The sequence below is a fragment of the Allobosea sp. P1_A7 genome (assembly GCF_056406775.1).
Map to the genome: position 1 here is coordinate 1 of NZ_JBFTZN010000044.1, position 19,975 is coordinate 19,975.

General features: G+C 65.1%; 22 protein-coding genes and 1 pseudogene. 10 read left to right on the forward strand and 13 right to left on the reverse strand.

The genetic code is table 11. The features are described from left to right. The 3 genes from AC1D34_RS10120 to AC1D34_RS10130 all read right to left on the reverse strand — a co-directional run. Positions 1–260: ribose-phosphate pyrophosphokinase-like domain-containing protein (locus AC1D34_RS10120; protein ID WP_476824149.1), on the reverse strand; the 260-nt coding region annotated here is incomplete at its 3' end. A gap of 157 nt (positions 261–417) precedes the next feature. Beyond that, positions 418–978: a hypothetical protein gene (locus AC1D34_RS10125; RefSeq protein ID WP_476824150.1), complete on the reverse strand. Its 561-nt coding sequence runs from the start codon at positions 976–978 to the stop codon at positions 418–420. Between the two features lie 60 nt (positions 979–1,038). Beyond that, on the reverse strand, positions 1,039–2,190 hold the full coding sequence (locus AC1D34_RS10130) for a M24 family metallopeptidase (protein ID WP_476824151.1): 1,152 nt from the start codon (positions 2,188–2,190) through the stop codon (positions 1,039–1,041). Between the two features lie 160 nt (positions 2,191–2,350). Here AC1D34_RS10130 and AC1D34_RS10135 point away from each other — a divergent pair, with 160 nt between their 5' ends. The 7 genes and pseudogenes from AC1D34_RS10135 to AC1D34_RS10165 all read left to right on the forward strand — a co-directional run bounded on the left by AC1D34_RS10135 (position 2,351) and on the right by AC1D34_RS10165 (position 7,546). Then, the gene (locus AC1D34_RS10135; protein ID WP_476824152.1) at positions 2,351–2,563 is read left to right on the forward strand and encodes an accessory factor UbiK family protein; all 213 of its coding nucleotides are present in this window, start codon (positions 2,351–2,353) and stop codon (positions 2,561–2,563) included. A 283-nt stretch (positions 2,564–2,846) separates the two neighbouring features. Continuing rightward, positions 2,847–3,353: a type III secretion system chaperone family protein gene (locus tag AC1D34_RS10140; protein ID WP_043232643.1), complete on the forward strand. Its 507-nt coding sequence runs from the start codon at positions 2,847–2,849 to the stop codon at positions 3,351–3,353. A gap of 115 nt (positions 3,354–3,468) precedes the next feature. Then, the gene (proC, locus tag AC1D34_RS10145; RefSeq protein WP_441489503.1) at positions 3,469–4,290 is read left to right on the forward strand and encodes a pyrroline-5-carboxylate reductase; all 822 of its coding nucleotides are present in this window, start codon (positions 3,469–3,471) and stop codon (positions 4,288–4,290) included. Positions 4,291–4,356: 66 nt separating this feature from the next. Further along, positions 4,357–5,106, forward strand: coding sequence for a TetR/AcrR family transcriptional regulator (locus tag AC1D34_RS10150; RefSeq protein WP_476824153.1), 750 nt, complete (start codon positions 4,357–4,359; stop codon positions 5,104–5,106). Between the two features lie 227 nt (positions 5,107–5,333). Beyond that, positions 5,334–5,771 (forward strand): annotated as a pseudogene (locus tag AC1D34_RS10155) (cache domain-containing protein); the annotation flags it as partial. A gap of 54 nt (positions 5,772–5,825) precedes the next feature. Next, positions 5,826–7,190 (forward strand): methyl-accepting chemotaxis protein, encoded by a 1,365-nt coding sequence (locus AC1D34_RS10160; RefSeq protein ID WP_476824172.1) that lies wholly within the window; start codon positions 5,826–5,828, stop codon positions 7,188–7,190. Next, positions 7,187–7,546, forward strand: a complete 360-nt coding sequence (locus AC1D34_RS10165; protein ID WP_476824154.1) for a tRNA-binding protein — start codon at positions 7,187–7,189, stop codon at positions 7,544–7,546. Before AC1D34_RS10160 ends, AC1D34_RS10165 begins: the two co-directional genes overlap by 4 nt. Before the next feature lie 7 nt (positions 7,547–7,553). On the opposite strand, the gene AC1D34_RS10170 is transcribed toward AC1D34_RS10165, so the two are convergent. Continuing rightward, entirely contained in the window at positions 7,554–8,486 is a 933-nt protein-coding gene (locus AC1D34_RS10170; protein ID WP_476824155.1) for a pyridoxamine 5'-phosphate oxidase family protein, read from the reverse strand. A gap of 6 nt (positions 8,487–8,492) precedes the next feature. Continuing rightward, entirely contained in the window at positions 8,493–9,116 is a 624-nt protein-coding gene (locus AC1D34_RS10175; RefSeq protein WP_476824156.1) for a glutathione S-transferase, read from the reverse strand. Positions 9,117–9,215: 99 nt separating this feature from the next. Here AC1D34_RS10175 and AC1D34_RS10180 point away from each other — a divergent pair, with 99 nt between their 5' ends. After that, on the forward strand, positions 9,216–10,124 hold the full coding sequence (locus tag AC1D34_RS10180; protein ID WP_476824157.1) for a LysR family transcriptional regulator: 909 nt from the start codon (positions 9,216–9,218) through the stop codon (positions 10,122–10,124). Positions 10,125–10,197: 73 nt separating this feature from the next. Here the strand turns inward: AC1D34_RS10180 and AC1D34_RS10185 are convergent, their stop codons facing one another. The 3 genes from AC1D34_RS10185 to AC1D34_RS10195 all read right to left on the reverse strand — a co-directional run bounded on the left by AC1D34_RS10185 (position 10,198) and on the right by AC1D34_RS10195 (position 13,008). After that, positions 10,198–11,544 (reverse strand): ATP-binding protein, encoded by a 1,347-nt coding sequence (locus tag AC1D34_RS10185; protein WP_441489652.1) that lies wholly within the window; start codon positions 11,542–11,544, stop codon positions 10,198–10,200. A gap of 106 nt (positions 11,545–11,650) precedes the next feature. Then, the gene (locus AC1D34_RS10190) at positions 11,651–12,379 is read right to left on the reverse strand and encodes a response regulator (RefSeq protein ID WP_476824158.1); all 729 of its coding nucleotides are present in this window, start codon (positions 12,377–12,379) and stop codon (positions 11,651–11,653) included. Positions 12,380–12,489: 110 nt separating this feature from the next. Then, a complete protein-coding gene (locus tag AC1D34_RS10195) occupies positions 12,490–13,008 on the reverse strand; it encodes a MarR family winged helix-turn-helix transcriptional regulator (protein WP_441505193.1) in 519 nt (172 codons plus the stop codon). A 172-nt stretch (positions 13,009–13,180) separates the two neighbouring features. Here AC1D34_RS10195 and AC1D34_RS10200 point away from each other — a divergent pair, with 172 nt between their 5' ends. Further along, positions 13,181–14,068, forward strand: coding sequence for a branched-chain amino acid aminotransferase (locus AC1D34_RS10200; protein WP_476824159.1), 888 nt, complete (start codon positions 13,181–13,183; stop codon positions 14,066–14,068). 40 nt (positions 14,069–14,108) lie between these two features. On the opposite strand, the gene AC1D34_RS10205 is transcribed toward AC1D34_RS10200, so the two are convergent. From AC1D34_RS10205 to uvrC, 5 genes are all read right to left on the reverse strand, one after another. Next, the gene (locus AC1D34_RS10205; protein WP_476824160.1) at positions 14,109–15,197 is read right to left on the reverse strand and encodes a DUF1176 domain-containing protein; all 1,089 of its coding nucleotides are present in this window, start codon (positions 15,195–15,197) and stop codon (positions 14,109–14,111) included. A gap of 4 nt (positions 15,198–15,201) precedes the next feature. Continuing rightward, a complete protein-coding gene (locus AC1D34_RS10210) occupies positions 15,202–15,657 on the reverse strand; it encodes a molybdenum cofactor biosynthesis protein MoaE (RefSeq protein ID WP_476824161.1) in 456 nt (151 codons plus the stop codon). Between the two features lie 19 nt (positions 15,658–15,676). Next, positions 15,677–15,928, reverse strand: coding sequence for a molybdopterin converting factor subunit 1 (gene moaD / locus AC1D34_RS10215; protein ID WP_476824173.1), 252 nt, complete (start codon positions 15,926–15,928; stop codon positions 15,677–15,679). A gap of 26 nt (positions 15,929–15,954) precedes the next feature. After that, entirely contained in the window at positions 15,955–16,566 is a 612-nt protein-coding gene (gene pgsA, locus AC1D34_RS10220) for a CDP-diacylglycerol--glycerol-3-phosphate 3-phosphatidyltransferase (protein WP_043232683.1), read from the reverse strand. Positions 16,567–16,632: 66 nt separating this feature from the next. Then, positions 16,633–18,654 (reverse strand): excinuclease ABC subunit UvrC, encoded by a 2,022-nt coding sequence (gene uvrC, locus AC1D34_RS10225; protein ID WP_476824162.1) that lies wholly within the window; start codon positions 18,652–18,654, stop codon positions 16,633–16,635. A gap of 154 nt (positions 18,655–18,808) precedes the next feature. Here uvrC and AC1D34_RS10230 point away from each other — a divergent pair, with 154 nt between their 5' ends. After that, positions 18,809–19,825, forward strand: a complete 1,017-nt coding sequence (locus AC1D34_RS10230; protein ID WP_476824163.1) for an NADP-dependent oxidoreductase — start codon at positions 18,809–18,811, stop codon at positions 19,823–19,825. Positions 19,826–19,975: the final 150 nt, after the last annotated feature.

The window sequence follows — 19,975 nt, forward strand, 5'->3', positions numbered from 1 at the left end:
GTGATGCGCCGTGCCGAGGAACGGCGCAGGGCATCCGTGATGATCAACAGCTCCATCAGGTGGTCATTGGTGGGGAAGGAGGTCGATTGGATGACGAAGACGTCCTGTCCGCGAACATTCTCCTGGATCTCGACGAAGACCTCCATGTCGGCGAAACGCCGGACCTGGGCCTTGGCAAGGGGAATTTCGAGGGAGGCACAAATCGCTTCGGCGAGCGGCCGGTTGGAGTTTCCGGCGACGACTTTGAACGAAGAGGGCATGCCGTGGCGCACCGTGAGGACTGGCGGGGGCGGGAGTCGTGAGACCGGCTGAATTCGCAGCGCTCATAACAGCGCCATGACAATGAGTCGACCGCTGCACTGCAAAAACAGTGCGCGAATCACGCCTCACCCCACTGCGTTCAGCGGGATGCCTCGCTCAGGAGCGCTTGCCGCTGGTCGCAGCAGCCGTCTTGGTTTTCGCCTTGTCCTTATCCTTGGCGCTGTCCGCGGCAGGTTTGTCCGGCACCGGAGCGGTCACGAGGAAACTCGCGATCGCGTCCATCGAATCCGATGCTGCCTTGGCGACGATGGTCTGGTCGATGCTCGACCAGGGATCGCCGCCGCCGCCGCGCCTGCCGAGGCTCTCGCCCTGCACGCGCTGGGCGCGCTTCTTGCTCTCGTCATAGACGTCCCAGACGAATGCCAGCGCAGTCTGGCCGTCCTCTGTCGGCTGGGCGGTCAAATAGCCGCGAACCCGGAAGCGCGCGGGTGCGTTGCCGGCGACGATCTCCATCTTGCGTTCCGCCGCCGCCTCGCCGAGCAGGCTCGCAAAATTCGTGGTGACCTGGTCGGGCGCACCGGAGATGCTCTGGACCGAGACCGGGACGCCGGGCGCATCGACACGCGGACGCGCGGCCGTGCTGGTGGTTTCCTGGCAGCCTGCGAGCGCAAGCGCGAGAACTGGCCCCAGAACGAGGCCACTTAAACGACTAAACATGACGCCTCCCGCTTTTTGCGTACGGGTTTGCTGAGGATTCCCTGCGTGACTCTTGTAGGGTCAACGGATCGCGAGGTCCAGATCGGGCAAGTTCAGGTTTTCTGCGCCTTTATCGCCGACGAGATAGGTGCGGCCAAGGCACATCGCGGTCTCGCTCGCCGAATCCATCAGAATCATATGGGCGAACATCACCATGCCCGGAACGATCGGCCAGTCGTTGCTCTCGTAGAACATCGGCCAGTCCATCCAGCTCGGCGTGAACTTTGCGCCAAGCGAGTACCCGCAGGCATTGAGTCGGTGGCTGGAAAGACCGTGTTCGTCGAAGACCCGGGCATGGGCGGAGAAGACATCGCCTGCAGTCCGCCCGGGCTTCAGTTCAGCCTCGCAGGCGAGGAGCGCCGCCTTGGCGGCTTCATGATAGCTGAGATGCAGTTGGCGGGGCTCTCCGACCACGACGGTTCGCATGATCGCAGCATGGTAGTGCCTGTCGACGCCCGCGAATTCGAGCGTGATCTGATCCTGCGCGTCGAGCGTCCGGCGGCCCGACTTGTAGCGGCAAAGCAGGGCGTCGCGGCCGGAGCCGATGATGAACTCGTTGGCCGGATAGTCGCCGCCACCCGCGAAAATCGCATTGTGCTGTGCGGCCAGGATCTCGCCCTCGTCGGCACCGGCCCGGATCAGGTCGAGCGCCGCCCTGTCGGCGGCGTCCGAGAGAGTGGCCGCGCGCCGCACACAGGCAATCTCTGCCGCCGATTTCACGGCGCGCAGCCGTGTCACGATCGTCGAGCTGTCGACGAGAACGCTGATATCCGTGAAGGCCGCTTCCAGCTTGCGGCCGCTTGCCGCGACAAGGCCGTAGGATTCAAACTCCACGCCGATGCGCTTGCCGGCCAGGCCGAGATCCTGTGCCAGCATGAGCAGGTCACGCGCAGGGTTCGCGTCGCGGCCATCCTTCCAGATGCGGATATCGGCCAGATTCGAGGTGTGCTCGGCCTGGCGCAAATCGGCAGAGCGGGTCAGCAACGCCATGCTGCCATCGGCCTTCACCACCAGGCACTGGAAGAAGCAGAAGCCGAAGGTGTCATACCCGGTCAGCCAGAACATCGATTCCTGCTGGAACAGGAAGAGCGCATCGAGCCGATCGGCTTGCATGGCTAAGAGCAGGGCATCGCGCCGGCGTGCGAATTCGGCGGGTGAGAAGTGCAGGGCCATGGCTCGCGAATCCCCCGTGCTGACGTGGTCCTCATGTTTAGGCCGGGCTCGCTCGGGCTCAAAGGACGTGGACGGTGTGCCGCTGCGATTGCGGGCGAGGCCTTCGTCGCCCATATCAGGCGTGCTATGGAGCGCCGGCATTCGGCCCTGGAGATTGATGATGGCCACGACCTCGAACCGCATACTCGACGATCTCGCTCGTCTGGTCACCGACGCCGCGGGAGCCGCCCAGGGTGTGCGCCGCGAGGTCGAGACGGTCGCCCGCACGCAGATCGACCGCCTCCTGCGCGAGATGGCGGTTCTCGCCCGTGAAGAGAATGACAAGCTCGCCGCACGGCTGGCTGCACTCGAGGCTGGGCGCGACAAGGGCTGAGCCGGCCCGTTTTCCGGCTGTGGACAGCAGCCGGCAGGGATTGAGCCCAGCCCCCGAATCCGCCGAGCCTGCATCATGTGTTGGGAGCGTCGTCGCGCCTGCGCTATCGTCGAAGGAGAGGTGATTCGCCGATCGTATCCGCTTGGGGTGCGTTTGGCGGTCAGGAGGCCATGTAGCGGCTTCCGCAGTCTTGTTGCGTCCCGCGCTTCCCCGTCGCCGTGTTCCCGTTCTCGAACGAGCTGGACMCGCATTCCCGCGGGGAGCTGGCAGTTGGACCCTGGGCATGATGGACCTTGACCTGGACGCAGAAGCCGAACGGCCTGCCAATCCTCTCGACCTGATCGAGCGCCTCGCCGCACTCAACAACTGGACGTTCGACCGCGACAGCGATGACGAGCTTTCCGTCTCCGTCACCGGAGGCTGGTCGGATTATCATGTCGCGATCACCTGGCTCTCCGAAGTGGAGGCGCTCCATATCGCCTGTGCCTTCGATCTCAAGGTGCCGGAACGGCGGCGCGGTGAGGTTCTGCAGCTTGTCAGCCTCGTCAACGAGCAGCTCTGGCTCGGCCATTTCGACCTCTGGAGCTCGGAGAACGTGGTGATGTACCGCCACGCGCTCCTGCTTTCGGGCGGCGCAGAGCCGACCGACGAGCAGGCCGCCGCCCTGATCAAATCGGCGATCGACGCCTGCGAGCGCTATTTCCAAGCCTTCCACTTCGTGGTCTGGGCCGGCAAGAGCGCGCGCGAGGGGCTCGAGGGGGCGATGCTCGAAACAGTCGGGGAAGCCTGAGACCCCGGTTTCGTCATGCCCGGGCTTGACCCGGGCATCCGTTGCCGCTTCTGGTCGTGCGATGCCCGGTTCCGGGGCGCGCAAGACGTCACATATCGTTCCTCGTGAGGCCTCCATGTCCCGTTCCCTGCCGCAAACCCTTGTCCTCATTGGTGCGGGCAAGATGGGAGGCGCCATGCTCGAGGGCTGGCTGCGTATCGGCATGGATCCGACCGGGATCACGCTGATCGACCCCAAGCCCTCGGACGAGATCGCCACGCTGGCGGCCGAGAAGGGCATAGCCCTCAACCCCGAGCCGCGCTCGGTGCCGCCGACCGAGGTTCTCGTGCTCGCGACAAAGCCGCAGATGCTCGATACGGCAGCGCCCTCGGTCCAGGCGTTCATCCAACCGCAGACCCTGCTGATTTCCATTCTGGCCGGCAAGACGCTCGGCGATCTCTCGGCGCGCCTGCCCAATGCCACGGCGATCATTCGCGCGATGCCGAACCTGCCTGCTTCCGTACAGCGCGGCGTCACTGCGGCTGCAGCCGGACGGGGCGTCAGTGCTGATCAACGGGCGATGGCGGATGCACTGCTCGGCAGCATCGGAAAGGTCGAATGGCTCGCGACCGAAGATCTGATCGACGCGGTCACGGCCGTTTCGGGCTCCGGTCCCGCTTATGTCTTCCATCTCGTCGAGTGCCTGGCGGCAGCTGGCGTCGCAGCGGGACTTCCGGCCGAGACGGCCGAGCGCCTGGCGCGGGGCACCATCGAAGGGGCAGGGGAGATGCTCTATCAATCGCCACTGTCGCCGGCGACCTTGCGCCAGAACGTGACCTCGCCTGCCGGAACGACGGCGGCAGCACTCGAAGTGCTGATGGCCGATAACGGGCTAGCGCCRCTGATGCGCCGCGCGGTGGCTGCCGCGAAACGTCGCGCCGAAGAGCTTTCGGGCTGAACGGCCTTTCCACAGCCGTGATCCAGACCTACCTTTCCGTCATCGCTTTGCGAATGGAGAGGTCCGATGGCCCGCAAACCCGCTTCCCCCAAAGCTGAAAAGCCTGCTGCAGGCGCGCCGCCCGCCGACACGCGGAAGGCGGTGGTGGACGCGCTCTTCAATCTTGCGGCCGCCCGGCCGTGGGATGAGATCGAGCTTGGCGATATCGCCGCTGAGGCCGGTGTCTCGCTTGCGACGTTGCGCAACCTGTTTCCCTCCAAGCTCGCCATTCTCGGCGGGCTGACCCGTATCGTCGACGATGCGGTGCTCGCCAGCCAGTCCGACGACCTCGCAGACGAATCCTACCGCGAGCGGATGTTCGACCTGGTCATGCGCCGCCTCGATGCTCTTGCCCCTTACAAGGCTGGCCTGCGGCGCGTGATGCCGGCGCTGCGGCGCGATCCCCTGGTACTCGCGGCTCTCAATCGCGGTGCGGTCAATTCCTGGCGCTACATGCTCGCTTCGGCGGGGATCCCGACGGAGGACGCGCTGGGAGGCGTGCGCGTTCAKGGGGCGGTGTTGCTGATGGCGCGTGTCGCGGACGTCTGGCTCGACGATGACGAACCGGAACTCTCCCGGACAATGGCGCGTCTCGATCGCGAACTGAAGACTGCGAGCTGGGTGATGTCGCGGGCCGAGGATATCCATCGGCTCACGGCTCCGTTGCGCGGACTAGCCCGTGCCTTTTGCGGAGCCCGTCCGCGGACCCGCCGTAGGGAGCGTGGCGAGGATGGCCGCCGGGGCGAGGATAACGAGGATTTCGCTCCCGCCATCTAGCGTCGCCGCGCGCCAGCAAAATGAGGCGAAAACGGGGCAGAATTAACAAGGCCTTAGTTGTTGCCCGGGGAGTGTGAAGAATCACACCTCGCGAGGCTCACTCGATGCCGTTTCTGAAGAAGCTTGCTGCCTTGTCCATCGGCCGTTCGTTCGGTCTCATCGCCATTCTCGCGGCAGTCCTCGCCATCGGTGGGGTGAGCTTCACGCTCGTCCAGGCTCGCAGCGAGATGATCGCCCTCAAGCGCGCCGAGATGAAGAACGCCGTCGAGGCGGCTGCATCGACGGTCAACAGCTTTCTGGCGCGGGCTGAAAAGGGTGAGCTGAAGGAACCCGAGGCGACGAAGATGGCGCTCGACGCCATCTCCGCAGCGCGCTTCGACAACGGAAACTACTATTTCGTCGTCAACTTCGACGGCATCAGCGTTCTGCATGCCAACAAGAAGATCGAGACGACGGACATGATGCCGTTGAAGGATGCGACCGGAAAGTTCTTCGTCAAGGAGATGGTCGAACTCGCCAAGGCAAAGGGCACCGGATTTCTCGACTATTTCTGACTGAGGACGAGCGACAAGGAGCCTTCTCTCAAGATTTCCTATGTCGTCTCCGTGCCGAAATGGAACTGGGTCGTCGGTTCCGGGCTGCATGTCGACGATGTCGACGCGGCCTTCCGTGGCATGATGCTCGATGTGGCCAAGGTCCTGGTTCCGCTTGGCCTGCTCATGCTTGGTCTGGTCGTGTTCCTGAGCCGCCGCTCGTCGAGCATGCTGACCTCGCTTGCGGACACGATGAACGAACTTGCGACCGGCAATCTGCAAAACCCGATCGCGCATCAGGAGCGTGGCGACGAGATCGGCAGCATGGCGCGTGCTCTCGTCGTCTTCCGCGATGCGGCTCTGGCGAAGGAGGAGATCGAGGCGGACAAGCAGCGCGTTGAGGCGCAGGCGAGCGCGCATCGCGACGCCGCCGACCTGGACCGTCGTCGCAACGAAACCGAGCGAGCCCAGAGTTCCGCCCAGCAGGAAACGGTTGTCCGTGCGCTCGGGGCGGGTCTTGAACATCTCGCCGAGGGGGACCTGACCTACCGGATCGCGGATGTCTTTGCCGCCGACTACGTCAAGCTCAAGGACGACTTCAATGGCGCGATCGCCCGGCTGCAGGAGACGATGCGCCAGATTGCGACCAACACCGAAAGCATGAAGGCAGGCTCGGGCGAGATCAGCCAGGCGGCCGATGACCTCGCCAGCCGGACCGAGCAGCAGGCCTCATCCGTGGAGGAGACGGCAACCGCGCTCGACGAACTCACCGCCACCGTACGGCAGACCGCCGAAAGCGCGCGCCTCGCAAGCCAGGCGACCACTCAGGTCAAGACCGAGGCTGAGCAGTCGACCCAGATCGTGCGCGACGCCGTTTCGGCCATGGGCGGCATCGAGAAGTCCGCGGACGAGATCTCGCAGATCGTGGGTGTCATCGACGAGATCGCCTTCCAGACCAATCTGCTGGCATTGAATGCCAGCATCGAGGCGGCGCGCGCGGGAGACGCGGGCAAAGGTTTCGCGGTCGTCGCTTCCGAGGTCCGGGCACTGGCGCAGCGTTCTGCCGAAGCGGCCAAGGAGATCAAGGGACTGATCACCGCTTCGACCGTCGAGGTCGACAAGGGCGTCGCACTGGTCGGCCAGACCGGCAATGCCCTGCAGCGGATGGCTGGCGAGATCACCCGTGTCACCGCGCTGGTTGCCGAGATTGCGTCGGCAGCCCAGGAGCAGGCTGCTGGACTCCAGGAGGTCAACAGCGCCGTCAACGAGATGGACCAGGCGACGCAGCAGAATGCCGCCATGGCGGAGGAGTCGACGGCGGCGGCGCATGCGCTGTCGCAGGAGGCCGATCGCCTGGCAGCCCAGGTCGCGCGCTTCAGGCTTGGCGGAGACGTGGCGGGATTGCAGGATATGGCCCGCAAGATGGCCAGCGTCGTCCCGCCGGCTCCTCGCGCAGCCGTCCCTAGCCGCAAGCCTGCCGCCCAGCACAGGGCGGCGCCCGTCCGCAAACTCGAGCCGAGCGCACATGATCGCGCCTGGGAGGAATTTTGAGTACGACGTCCGAACCGCCGGAGACGATCAGCTTCGACGATTTCCTCAAGGTCGACATTCGTGTCGGCACCATCGTCGAGGCACTGCCCTATCCCGAGGCACGCAAGCCGGCGTTCAAGCTGGTGATCGATTTCGGCGGTGAGATTGGTCTCAAGAAATCGTCGGCGCAGATCACCACGCACTATCGCTGCGAGGATCTTCCGGGCCGGCAGGTCCTCGCGGTGGTCAATTTCCCGCCGCGCCAGATCGGAAAATTCATGTCAGAGGTCCTGACGCTCGGCATGCCTGACGGTAGCGGCGAGGTGGTGCTGATCGGGCCCAGCCTCGCTGTCCCCGATGGTGGCCGGCTCTTCTGACGAGGGCTCAGGCAGCGGAACGGTCTCGCTGCCACGTCCCGGTTTCCAGTGTGGTCGGCGCCGGTTCGGCTGCCGACCAGTTGAAGGGCAGTGCGCGCTTGCGCCGCCAGGCGCGTGCGACGCGAAAGCGCCAGAGCCGCTGCGTGCCGCTTAAGGTTCCGAGCTCCGGGCCGCTCCAGACGATCTCCGTTTCGCCCTGAAGCTGAATGATGTCGCCCGTCGCGAAGTCGGGAATGAGCAGCGCGGCGCGCGGCTCCAGCAGCAGATTGCCGAGTGTGTTGAAGTAGCTGTTGCCGGTGAAATCCGGGATCGTCAGGACGTCGCCGTCGATCCGGACAAAGCCCGGCCGGCCGCCGCGATGCGAGATGTCGACACCCGCGGCCGATCCGCCCTGCCGCCCGGACGAACTGGCGATGAACAGGGTATCCACGGCTCCGATCACGGTCCGGACAGCCGCGTCCAATCGGGTCAGTGGCTCCGCCACCTCCGGCGAGCGGGCAATAGCTGTCGGGACGCGGGTCTGGATGTATTTCGCACAGTTCCCGAAGCTCTGTGAGACCTCGACCGAGAGACCGTCGGGATCGCGTGCGGCAATGATGCCGTTGGCGCGGTTACGTCGCCTCGTCGTGAAGTCGAGGCCAAGCAGGCCGACGGGACGGTCCGTTTCCAGCGCTGCGGCCGCCGGATCGGCTGCCGAGGGCAGCGCAGCGATGCGCAGGCGGGTAGGTGCGGGGCTTTGCACGAAGCCGGCTTCTCCGCTCAGCACGGTTGCGATCGGCCAGCCATCGCGACCGAGCCCGCCGACGAAGAGATACGGCAGGAGCGGGAAGAAGGTCCTGTGCTGATCCGGCATGAGGCTGCGGATGCCGGCTCCGCGCGAGAACTGGCCTGCGCGGGCCTGCGCTTCGCGTTCACCCGGATGGAAGGGGGACTCGTCCATGGCGCATCATCCCTTGGCCGGGAGCGGTGAGGGCGGGATCGGCTTGAAGAAGGGCAGAGCCTCGATCCGCGCGGTCCAGGCTCTCACGGCCGGGTAGGGCTCGAGCGAGATGCCGCCTTCCGGAGCGTGCGCCACGTAGGAATAGCAGGCGAGGTCGGCCAGTGTCGGCTGCTCCGCCGCGAGGAAGGTGCGCTCCGCCAGGTGATTTTCCATGAAGGTGAGCAGCCGCGAGGAGATCCGTTCGGCGCGGGCGGAATCGTCCTTCAGTCCGAACTGGGTGATCAATCGCGCAGTCGAGGGACCATGCATGACCTCTCCGGCGGCGATCGAGAGCCAGCGCTGGACCTGGGCCGCGGCGAGCGGCTCGCCTGGCAGCCAGGCGCTGTCCGGAGCGTAGCGCTTCACCAGATAGACCATGATCGCGTTGCTGTCGGCCAGCACCAGCGCCCCGTCCTGAAGCACCGGGATCTGGCCGAGCGGATTGAGCGCGAGAAAGGCTTCGCTCCTGCGCACATCAGCCGGAGCCGAAGCAAAGCGATAATCGAGTCCGAGTGCCAGCAGTAGCAGCTCGACGCGATGGCCATGGCCAGAGAGCGGCGTGCTGTAAAGGGTGATGCCGGTTTGTGACATGGGGTGACCTCCCGAGATGAGGTCACAGTCTGTTTGTTTCAGTTACCGAGCGAAACACGCTATTCTTGAAAGTCAGAATTCCATGGATAGGAACATTGATTGGACCGTCTCGACGAATTGGCGATCTTCGTCGCCATTCTTGATACCGGCAGCCTCGCGGGTGCGGGCCGGCAGTTGCGCCGTTCGCGCCCGGCGGTGACGCGGGCTCTTGCCGGACTCGAGGAACGCGTCGGCGCGCGCTTGATTGCCCGTACCACGCGCCAACTCACTCCGACGGATGCCGGGCGTGCGCTCGCGACCTCCGCGAGACGGATGCTGGCCGACTACGAGTCGTCGATGTCGGGTGTCGCCGCGGCCCCGGTTCGTGGCCTGTTGCGGGTCACTGCCCCGTTGGCCTTCGGCCGGCGCCATGTCACGCCCTTGGTGACGGAGTTCCTGGACCTGCATACCGAGGTACAGGTCGAGCTCGTTCTGGCCGACCGCAATCTCGACATGATCGATGAAGGGCTCGACGTCGCAATCCGGATCGGTCCATTGCCGGATTCGCGGCTGGTCATACGCAAGGTCGGCGAGGTCAGACGCCTCCTGGTCGCGGCTCCATCCTATCTCGCAAGCCGTGGCATGCCGTCGCGCCCCTCGGACCTCCTGCAGCATGACACCATTGCCAGCGTGGCAGCAGGGCAGGGCATGCTCTGGCGTTTTGGCGGATCGGCGCGCGGGTCGAGCGTGGCCGTCGCGCCCCGGTTCATCGTTAACGAGATTGAATCGGGCCTGATTGCGGCCCGCGCCGGTCGCGGGCTGGCACGGCCGCTTTCCTATCAGGTGGCAGACGACATTGCCGCGGGAACATTGGTCCGGCTGCTGCCCGAGTTCGAGCCGGCCCCGCTGCCTGTGCATCTCGTTGTTCCAAGCGGGCAGCATCTGGCGGCGAAGGTAAGGGCCTTCCTTGATCAGGCGGCCTCGTATTTCCAGCGCCTCGGCGCGATCCGGCCCGAAGGCGTGTCGTAAGGTCCAGCGAAGCCCGCGATGGCCGAGACGACAGCGCTCCCCCGCGAGTCCGCGGGGCGTGATGTCGCGCAGATCAGACCGGAAGTCGGACGGTGGCGCGCAGGCCGCCCAGCGGCGAGTCCGCCAGGATGATGTCGCCGCCATGGGCCCGGGCGATGTCTCGGGCAATGGCAAGGCCGAGCCCCGTGCCGCCACTGTCGACATTGCGGGCCTCATCCAGCCGGAAGAACGGACGAAAAACATCCTCCCGCAAGCCGGCGGGGATGCCTGGGCCGTCATCGTCGATCATCACGATCAGGTAGCGGGCGTCGTGGGTGGCACGAATGGCGATGCGATCGCCGAAGCGCGCTGCGTTGGAGACGAGATTCGTCAGCAGGCGGCGGATCGCGTCCGGCCGAATCACCACCAGCGGGTCGCCGACGACTTCGAGCTCGGTTTGATGGCCTTGCCGTTCGGCATTGACCTTCAGATCTTCCAGAAGGGCGCGGATGTCGGTCTCGACCGCAGCCTCGCCGACATCGCCGCGGGCGAAGGCGAGATAGTCCTCGAGCATACGGCTCATCTCGTCGACATCCTTCTCCAGCGCGTCGATCTCCGAGGAGCGTTCGAGAAGTGCGAGTGAAAGCTTGAAGCGAGTCAGGATCGTGCGCAGGTCGTGGCTGACGCCGTTGAGCATGGTCGTGCGCTCGCCGACCGAGCGTTCCACGCGGCGCTTCATTTCTATGAAGGCGTTGCCGGCACGCCGGACCTCGCGCGCGCCGCGCGGCCGGAAATCGGAGTCGCGTCCCTTGCCAAATGCCTCCGCAGCGTCGGCCAGCCGCAGGATCGGCCTGATCTGGTTACGCAGGAACAGCACGGCGATGGTCAGCAGGATCAACGATGTGCCGATCATCCAGATCAGGAAGATATGACTGTTCGAGGCATAGGCCTGACTGCGCCGCGTCAGTACCCGCATCACGTTCGGCCCGAGCTTCACCCTGATCTCGATCAGGCTCGAGCGGCCGACCGTATCGAGCCAGAAGGGCCGTGCGACCTGCTGGCTCAGTTCCGTCGAGAGCGCACTGTCGAGCAGCGAGAAGAACGGGCGGGGGCCCGGTGGCGGCAGATCGGCGTCCGGGATGATGTCGACATCCAGGCCGAGGCGCTCCAGTGCGATGCGACTGAGCACGCTTGCCTGCGCATCCTGCGGATAGCTCTCATAGACGTCGATCAGCGCCGCGATGTCGGCCGAGACGGCCGAGGACAGGCGTTGCGTCACCGTCTGCCAGTGCCGCTCCATGAAGACATAGGCGATGACCGACTGCAGCAGCACGACCGGCGCAATGACGATGACGAGGGCGCGCGGATACAGACCCTTCGGCATGTAGCGGCCGATCATCCGCAGCGGCCGGCCGCCGAGCTTGAGCACGGGCCTGAGCATGCGTGCGAGCCCGACCCGCACATGTCCCATCGCGGCCCTGACCCGCCGAAGGCCGAGGCCGACGGCCTGAGCCAAGCGCATGCCACGCGCGCCGACTTGCATCGATTCAGCCCCGATCCGTGACCAGCCGGTAACCGACACCCCGAACGGTCTGGAGATAGAGCGGGTCTGCCGGGTCGCGCTCGATCTTGCGGCGCAGCCGGTTGATCTGGACGTCGATGGTGCGGTCATTGGCAGCCGAGCCCTGCGCCGCGAGCTGCTCGCGCGGGACATGCTCACMCGCACGCTCGGCCAGGGCCGTCAGGATCTCGCGCTCGCGCTCGGTGAGCCGGATCGTTTCCTCGCCATGGCGCAATTCGCCACGGGCGAGACCATAGATGAAGGGGCCGAAGCGGACGAAATCAGGGTGGCTGCCCGATTGCGGAGCATCCACGACGATGGTTCGCTTGAGGATGTTGCCAAGCCTCAGGATGAGCTCTCGCGGCTCGAAAGGCTTGGTGAGATAGTCATCGACGCCGATTTCCAGCCCATTGATCCGGTCGGCGCTGTCGGCGCGCGCGGTCAGCATCAGGATCGGGGCATTGGAACCGCCGCGGAAACGACGGGCAAAGTCGAAGCCGTTCTCGCCGGGCATCATGATGTCGAGCACGATGGCGTCGAAGACGAGATGGGCAAGCCGCGAATCGGCCTCGGCCGCATTGGCGGCAGTGGTGACACGGTAGCCGTGATCGCCGAGAAAGCGCGCCAGCAGGTCGCGCAGGCGGCGGTCGTCATCGACCACGAGGATATGCGGGGCCTCGTCGGGGACCGGCTTCAGGGCCTTGGCTGCGGTCATCGGGCTTGGTCCTCTTCGTAGCCGGAGCGCGATCCCCGCCGCCGGGAGACCAGGATCCCCCGGTTTGGCGACGGTGCCATGTCCGGCTTGGATTCTCTTCGCCGCGCAGCTCACACCGGCGCAGCGAGAAAGCCCAGTACCTTCTTGCGTTCGGCGGGATCGATCAACCCCGCGAGATAGCGCGCCACCTGCTCGCCTGCCTCGGGGCCGACGGCGCTGAGCGCCGCATTGATCCGTTTGCCCTGGAGACGCGCCAGCCTCACGGCCAGCTCCTTGCCGGTCTCCGTCGGATAGAGGTTGCGCTGGCGCTTGTCCTGCGTGCCCATGCGGGACTCGACGAAGCCGGTCTCGACAAGCTCCTTCAGTACGCGGTTGAGGCTCTGCTTGGTAATCTGCAGGATGTCGAGCAGTTCGGCGATCGTCAGGCCCGGGCGCCTCTGCACGAAATGCAGCACGCGGTGATGGGCCCGGCCGAAGTCGTAATCCGCCAGGATGCGATCGGGGTCGCTGACGAAATCGCGATAGGCGAAGAAGAAGAGCTCGATCAGGTCGTAGGGTACGTCCTCGGCGGGCGCGGGCCGGGGCGCATCGGTCGATCGGACTTGCGTGTCAGTCACGAGGCGCTCCATATTTTACGTCAGCTATGTTGACATATCTCAGACGGAAGATTACCGGTCAAGCATCCGGGGCGACTGATTATGTCGCTTTCGGTTGCTGCAGCGCAGTAATTGTTCAGTGCTTGCGCGCCCTACGCCCTTGTGGCCCAGTTCGGCGCATGAAGACTCGCAGAGGAGTTGCCCCATGTCTGTCATTCCTTTCGACCAGCGCGACGGCGTGATCTGGTTCGACGGCAAGCTCGTGCCGTGGAAGGACGCCAAGGTGCACGTACTGACCCACGGGTTGCATTACGGCTCCTGCGTCTTCGAGGGTGAACGCTCCTATGACGGCGTCATCTACAAGTGCACCGAGCATTCTCAGCGCTTCCACAAGTCGGCCGAGATCATGGATTTCACGATCCCCTATTCGGTCGCCGAGATCGACGCGGCCAAATATCTCTGCCTCAAGGAGAACGGCCTCAAGGATGCCTATCTCCGCCCGGTCGCCTGGCGCGGCTCGGAGATGATGGCCGTGTCCGGCATGAACAACCGCATCCATACCGCGATCGCGGTCTGGGAGTGGCCGAGCATGTTCGACATGGCCCAGAAGCTGAAGGGCGTGCGCCTCGACGTCGCCGATTACCGCCGTCCCGACCCGGCCTGCGCGCCGGTCCATGCCAAGGCTGCGGGACTCTACATGATCTGCTCGCTCTCCAAGCACAAGGCGGAGCGGGCCGGCTATGCCGACGCGATGATGCTCGACTGGGAAGGCAATGTCGCCGAATGCACCGGCGCCAATATCTTCTTCATAAGGGATGGCGTGGTTCACACCCCGACCGCCGACAGGTTCCTGAATGGCATTACCCGCCAGTCCGTGATTGATCTGTGCCGGGCGCGCGGTTTCGAGGTGGTCGAGCGGCGCATCCGCCTGGAGGAACTCGAGGGCTTCTCGGAATGCTTCATCACCGGCTCGGCCGCCGAGGTGACGCTGGTCTCCGAAATCGGGCCCTACAAGTTCATCACCGGCAATATGGGCAAGGTGATCATGGAAGATTATTCCGCTGCGGTGAGGCCAGCCTCCAAGGCAGCGTGAGCGATCGAACAAAGGCCCGGTCGAGAGACCGGGCCTTTTGCTATTTGGCGAGCTTCACGTCGCTTCGATAAAGCGTCGGCCAGTCCTCCGGGTCCACGCCGCGGCATTCCGGCATCTCGCTCAAGGCGGTCAGAACGAAGCCCGAGCCGGTCCAGGCATAGTTGCCGGCACTGCCGCAATCCCCGACGCCGCGCGCCTTGCCGAAGAAGCCGACCTGTCCGGTCGCTGGGTCGAAGCTGGCATTGATCAGGAGATTGTCGCTGTTGGCGCCGGGCTGAGGGAAAGCGACCTTCCTGGCCTTCGCGACATCAGTGCCGGTCACGCTCCAGAAGCCGGTCGTGACATTGTAGGCGCCGCGCGAGCAGAGCAGGCCAACCAGCTTCGTAGAGGCGTCAAGCGACCAGACGCTGTCGGAATCCGAGTCCGCGTCGCCGCCGTCGTCGCAAAGGTCGGGGTCGCGCTGCTTGAGGTACTTGCGCAGCGCAACCACCATGGCCTTCGTCGCCTTCGCGTCGGGCGCAGGAAACCCGGCAGTCGCCCGCGCGGCGATTACAGGCAGGGCCGGCGCCGCAGGCACGGTCGTGGCGGGGCCCTTGCGGATCAGTGCACTCGTACCGCCAAGCCTGCCCTGTTGTTCGTCGATCCAGAGCATGGCGGCGACCGAACCCGCGAGCGAGATGTCATAGCTCTTGCCGGCAAGCTTGGCCGTCAGCCGGGTCGCCTCTCGCGCTGCGGCGACGAGGGCCTCGGTATCGGCGTCGGACAGCAGAAGGGTTGCGCTGTCCTCACCATCGCGACGGGCGGCCAGGCTCTTGCCTGCGGCAGGAAAGGGGGCGCCATCCAGAAGCAATTGTACGGTGAGCGGCGCCTTGAGTTGCTCGCCTCTGAGACGGAGGGAGAGCGAGGCTGCGCCGGCCGGTCCGGCCGAGCGCTCGAGCTTCAGGAAGCCGATATCGCTCGCTGCTTCCGCTGGCAGCGACAGGGCCGTGCAGCCCTTGAGATTGTCGCATGCGCCGATCCAGTCACGGAAGGTCCTGGTGCCGGTTTCGGCGGCTTGCGCGTGGCCCAGGCCGAGCAGAGTGGCTATGCCGACTGCGGAGATCAGCGGGGGCTTCGGTCGGCCAGACATTCATTCAGTTCCAGCGTGCTGCGGCGGTATCATCGTCGGCCTTGGCTTCGACCCATCCGCCGATGGTGCCGTCGCTCAGGTGCTCGCGCTTCCAGAAGGGAGCCCGGGTCTTGAGATAGTCCATCAGGAATTCGGCTGCSTCGAAGGCGGCGCGGCGATGGCGTGATGCGGCGACCACCAACACGATCTGCCCGCCCGGCCTGATCAGCCCGTAACGATGGATGGCGACCAGACCATTGAGCGGCCAGCGCTCGACTGCCTCCGCTGCCACGCGCCCGATCTCGGCCTCGGCCATGCCGGGATAATGCTCGAGCTCGAGCGCTGCCAGTTTGCCACCTTCATCGCGACAAAGCCCGGCGAAGGTGACGACGGCGCCGATATCGGTCCGGTCGCGGGTGAGCGCCGCGACCTCGGCGTTGAGGTCGAAATCCTCGCGCTGGATGCGGACGACCGGAGTCATGGCGTGGGCCCGGCTTGCCTCAGCCGCCCGTCATCGGCGGGAAGAAGGCGATCTCTCGGGCGCCTGTGAGGGAGGCTTCCGGCTTGACATGGACATGGTCGATGGCGGCGCGCACGATCGCGGCATTCTCGAAGGCCATCTCGTAGCCTTCGTCGCGCCCTCTCAGCCAATCCACCAAGTCAGCCACGGTCCGTGCCTCGTGGGGCACCTCCACCGTTTCTTCCGCAACGCCGATGCGCTCGCGGACCCAGGCGAAATAGACGAGCTTCAGGGTTCGGGTCTCGGCCCGGCTGTCGATCATGATGCGCGCTCATCCTCATCCACCAGATGGCGGATTCCGGAGTTAAGATAATCCCACCCGGTATAGATGGTCAGGATTGCCGCCAGCCACAGCATGACGATGCCGATCTGCGTATTATAAGGCAGAACCTTGTCGCCGGCGGGGCCGGCAACGAGGAAGCCGAGCGCCAGGAGTTGCGCCGTGGTTTTCCATTTCGCCACCTTGCTGACGGGAACGCTGACCTGCAGCTCGGCCAGGAACTCGCGCAAGCCCGATACCAGGATCTCGCGGCAGAGGATGACGATAGCCGCCCAGAGCGACCAGCCATAGATCGTGCCGTCTGCGACCAGCATCAGCAGCAGGGCACAGACCAGAAGCTTGTCGGCGATCGGATCGAGCATCCGGCCGATCGCCGAATGCTGGCTCCAGGCCCGGGCGATCCACCCGTCGAGATAGTCCGTCACGGCCGCCGCGACATAGATCGCCAACGCGATCCAGCGCATCCAGTCGTCGCGCGGCCAGAACAGCAGCGCCACCAGCGCCGGAATCGCTGCGATCCGGCCGTAGGTCAGCAAATTTGGCAGGGACCAAGGGCCCCGCCGCCTGATGGCATCTGGAAGAATCGTCACGGGAAACACCAAAGCAGCGCGCTTGTGACAGCGTCAACACGCAATCCCGCGAGGCGTGTACGAGCCCTACGCATCGTGAAAGAAATCGTGCACCGCCTTGGCGGTGGCGGCATTGACGCCGGGCGTGCGCATCAGGTCGTCGAGCTTGGCGCGCTGGATCGCCTTGACCGTGCCGAAATGCAGCAGAAGCGCCCGCTTTCGTGAAGGGCCGATGCCCGCAATCTCGTCGAGCGGGTTCTTGGTGATGTCGCGCTTGCGTCTGGCGCGATGCGTGCCGATGGCGAAACGATGCGCCTCGTCGCGCAGGCGCTGGATGAAATAGAGGCCGGGGTCGCGCGGCGGCAGCTTGAACGGCTCCTTGCCGGCCATGAAGAACGTTTCGCGCATGGCGTTGCGGTCGGCGCCCTTGGCGATGGCCACAAGCGGAATATCGGTGACACCACATTCGGCCATGATCAGGCGCGCGGCCTCGAACTGGCCCTTGCCACCATCGACGATGACGAGATCGGGGCGCGAGGGAAAGGCGGTTTCGTCCTGAGCCTCGGGGGCTGGGGCAGGAGATTCGGCCGCTGCGAGATCGACGGCGTCGCCGCCCTCCGCTGCTATGCTCTCCTTCGCCAATCGTGAGAATCGCCGCTTCAGCACCTCCCGCATCATGCCGAAATCGTCGCCGGCAATGGTGTCGGAGGAGATGTTGAAGGTGCGGTAATGGCTCTTCATGAAACCGTCCGGGCCGGCGACGATCATGCCGCCGACCGCATTCGTCCCCATGATGTGGGAGTTGTCGTAGACTTCGACGCGGCGCGGCGGCTTTGGCAGCCCGAAGGCTTCGCCGAGCGCGGCAAGCAGACTCAGCTGCCCGGCGTTGTCGGCGAGCTTGCGGGAGAGCGCCTCATGCGCGTTCTTCCGGGCGTGGGCGACGAGATCGAATTTCTCGCCACGCTTGGGCGCTGCGATCTCGACCTTGCGGCCGGCGCGGGCCGAGAGTGCTTCACCGATCAGTTCGATCTCCTCGACCTCATGCGAGAGCAGCACGAGGCGTGGCGGCGGCTTGTCGTCGTAGAACTGGGTGACGACGGAGGCCAGGACCTCGGCGGGCGTKAGGCTTTTGTCGGCGCGGGGGAAAAGCGCCCGATTGCCCCAGTTCTGGTGGTTGCGGAAGAAGAAGATCTCGACGCAGAAATGCCCGGCCTGCTCATCGATGGCGAAGACATCCGCCTCCTCGACGCTCTGGGTGTTGATGTCCTGGCCGGCCTGGACCGCCGAGAGCGCCGCCAGCCGGTCGCGGTAGCGCGCAGCCTGCTCGAATTCGAGAGCCTCCGCCGCCGCTTGCATGCGCTCCGACAGCGTCCGCTTCACGGTCGAGGAGCGGCCTGACAGGAAATCGCGCGCCTGATCAGCCAGTGCCTGGTAATCGGCATGCGAGATTTCACCCGTGCAAGGCGCGGCACAGCGCTTGATCTGGAAGAGCAGGCAGGGCCGCGTGCGGTTCTCGTAATAGCTGTCGGAGCAGGAGCGCAGCAGGAACGCCTTCTGCAGTGCGTCGATGGTGCGCTTCACCGCCTGGGCCGATGCGAACGGCCCAAAATAATCGCCCTTGCGCTGGCGCGAGCCGCGATGCTTGGCGATCTGCGGGGCGGGGTGGTCGCCCGTCAGCAGGATATAGGGAAAGGATTTGTCGTCGCGAAGCAGGACGTTGTAGCGCGGCCTGAGCTGCTTGATCAGGTTGGATTCGAGCAGCAGCGCCTCGGTTTCCGTCCCCGTGGTGACGAATTCCATGTTCGCCGTCTCGGAGATCATCCGGGCAACGGCGTTGGTGTGGGCAAGCCCGCGCGCATAGGCCGTAACGCGGTTCTTCAGGCTCTTGGCCTTGCCGACATAGAGCACTTCGCCGGCCCGATCGAACATACGATAGACGCCGGGCTTGTTCGGCAGGTGCTTGGCGAAGCCGGCGATGACCTCGATGCCGTGCTTCAGTTCGGAGGGGGCTGTCTCGCCGGCATCGACGGTTGCGTCGGGGAGTGGGAGGCTGTCTTCCTCGTCCTCGATCTCGTCTTCCGGCAGGTCGTCGGTGCGCTGGCGATTCATGAGCCCGATGTAAGATGCCCGAGGCGTTTCGTCATGTCAGGAGCGTGCTCCGCCCTGTGGCAAAATGCAGGGGTGAGGTGGTGCTGCCGGAGCAGCGTTGCTCCCATATGAACTGACCAATCCAAACGACTCGCTGTAGGGAGGACAAAACCCCATGCCCCAATTGGACAATCTCCGGATCGTTCTGGCCGCTCGCCCGGTCGGCCGGCCACGCCCCAGCGATTTCAGGCTCGAGCACGCAGCGGTTCCCGAGGCATCCGACGGTCAGGTGGTTCTGCGCATCGTCTATCTCTCGCTCGACCCCTATATGCGGGGGCGCATGAGCGAAGAGAAATCCTATGCCGCTCCGGTGGCGATCGGTCAGGTGATGGAAGGCGGCACAGTTGCGGAGATTCTGGAGAGCCGCCACCCCGACTTCAGGCCAGGCGATATCGTGCTTTCGCATTCCGGCTGGCAGTCCTACGCGGTGGCCAATGGCGCCAATCTACGCAAGATCGACCCGACTGCTGCGCCGATCACGACGGCGCTGGGCGTGCTCGGAATGCCGGGGTTCACGGCCTATGCTGGTCTGTTGACGATCGGCCAACCCAAGTCGGGGGAGACGGTGGTCGTGGCAGCCGCCAGCGGGCCTGTGGGATCGGCCGTGGGGCAGATCGCACGGATCAAGGGCGCGCGCGCCGTCGGGATCGCGGGTGGCGAGACGAAATGCGCCTTCATCCGCGAGACCTTCGGATTCGATGCTGTCGTTGATCATCGTGCTCCCGATTTCGCCGAGCAACTGGCGGCGGCCTGCCCGGATGGTATCGACGTCTATTTCGAGAATGTCGGCGGCAAGGTCTGGGACGCGGTGTTTCCGCTGCTGAACGGCTTTGCCCGGATTCCGGTCTGCGGGCTGATTGCGCAGTATAACAGCACGGGCGATTTCGAGGGCCCGGACCGGCTGCCCATCGTCATGCGCCAGGTCCTGACCAAGAGTCTGACGATCCGTGGTTTCATCCAGCGTGAGTTCGTCGCGCAGCGCCCGGCCTTCGAACAGGAGGCGTCCGGCTGGATCGCTGGAGGCGCCTTGAAATACAAGGAGGACATCGTGGAGGGCCYCGCCCAGGCGCCTGAGGCGTTCATCGGCCTGCTCGACGGGAAGAATTTCGGCAAGCTCATCATCAAGGTCTGAGCAGGGCAGGCGGGGTGCGTGCCGGCGCCCTTTTTGCTTGACCACTTCGTCTCCAGCCGGCCATGTCGCGGCAGGTTTTCCTTCGCGCAGTCATCCCGAGCGTCCCTTGGGTCGCCCGGGATGACGTGTGATGGGCGGTGCGCAACCGCC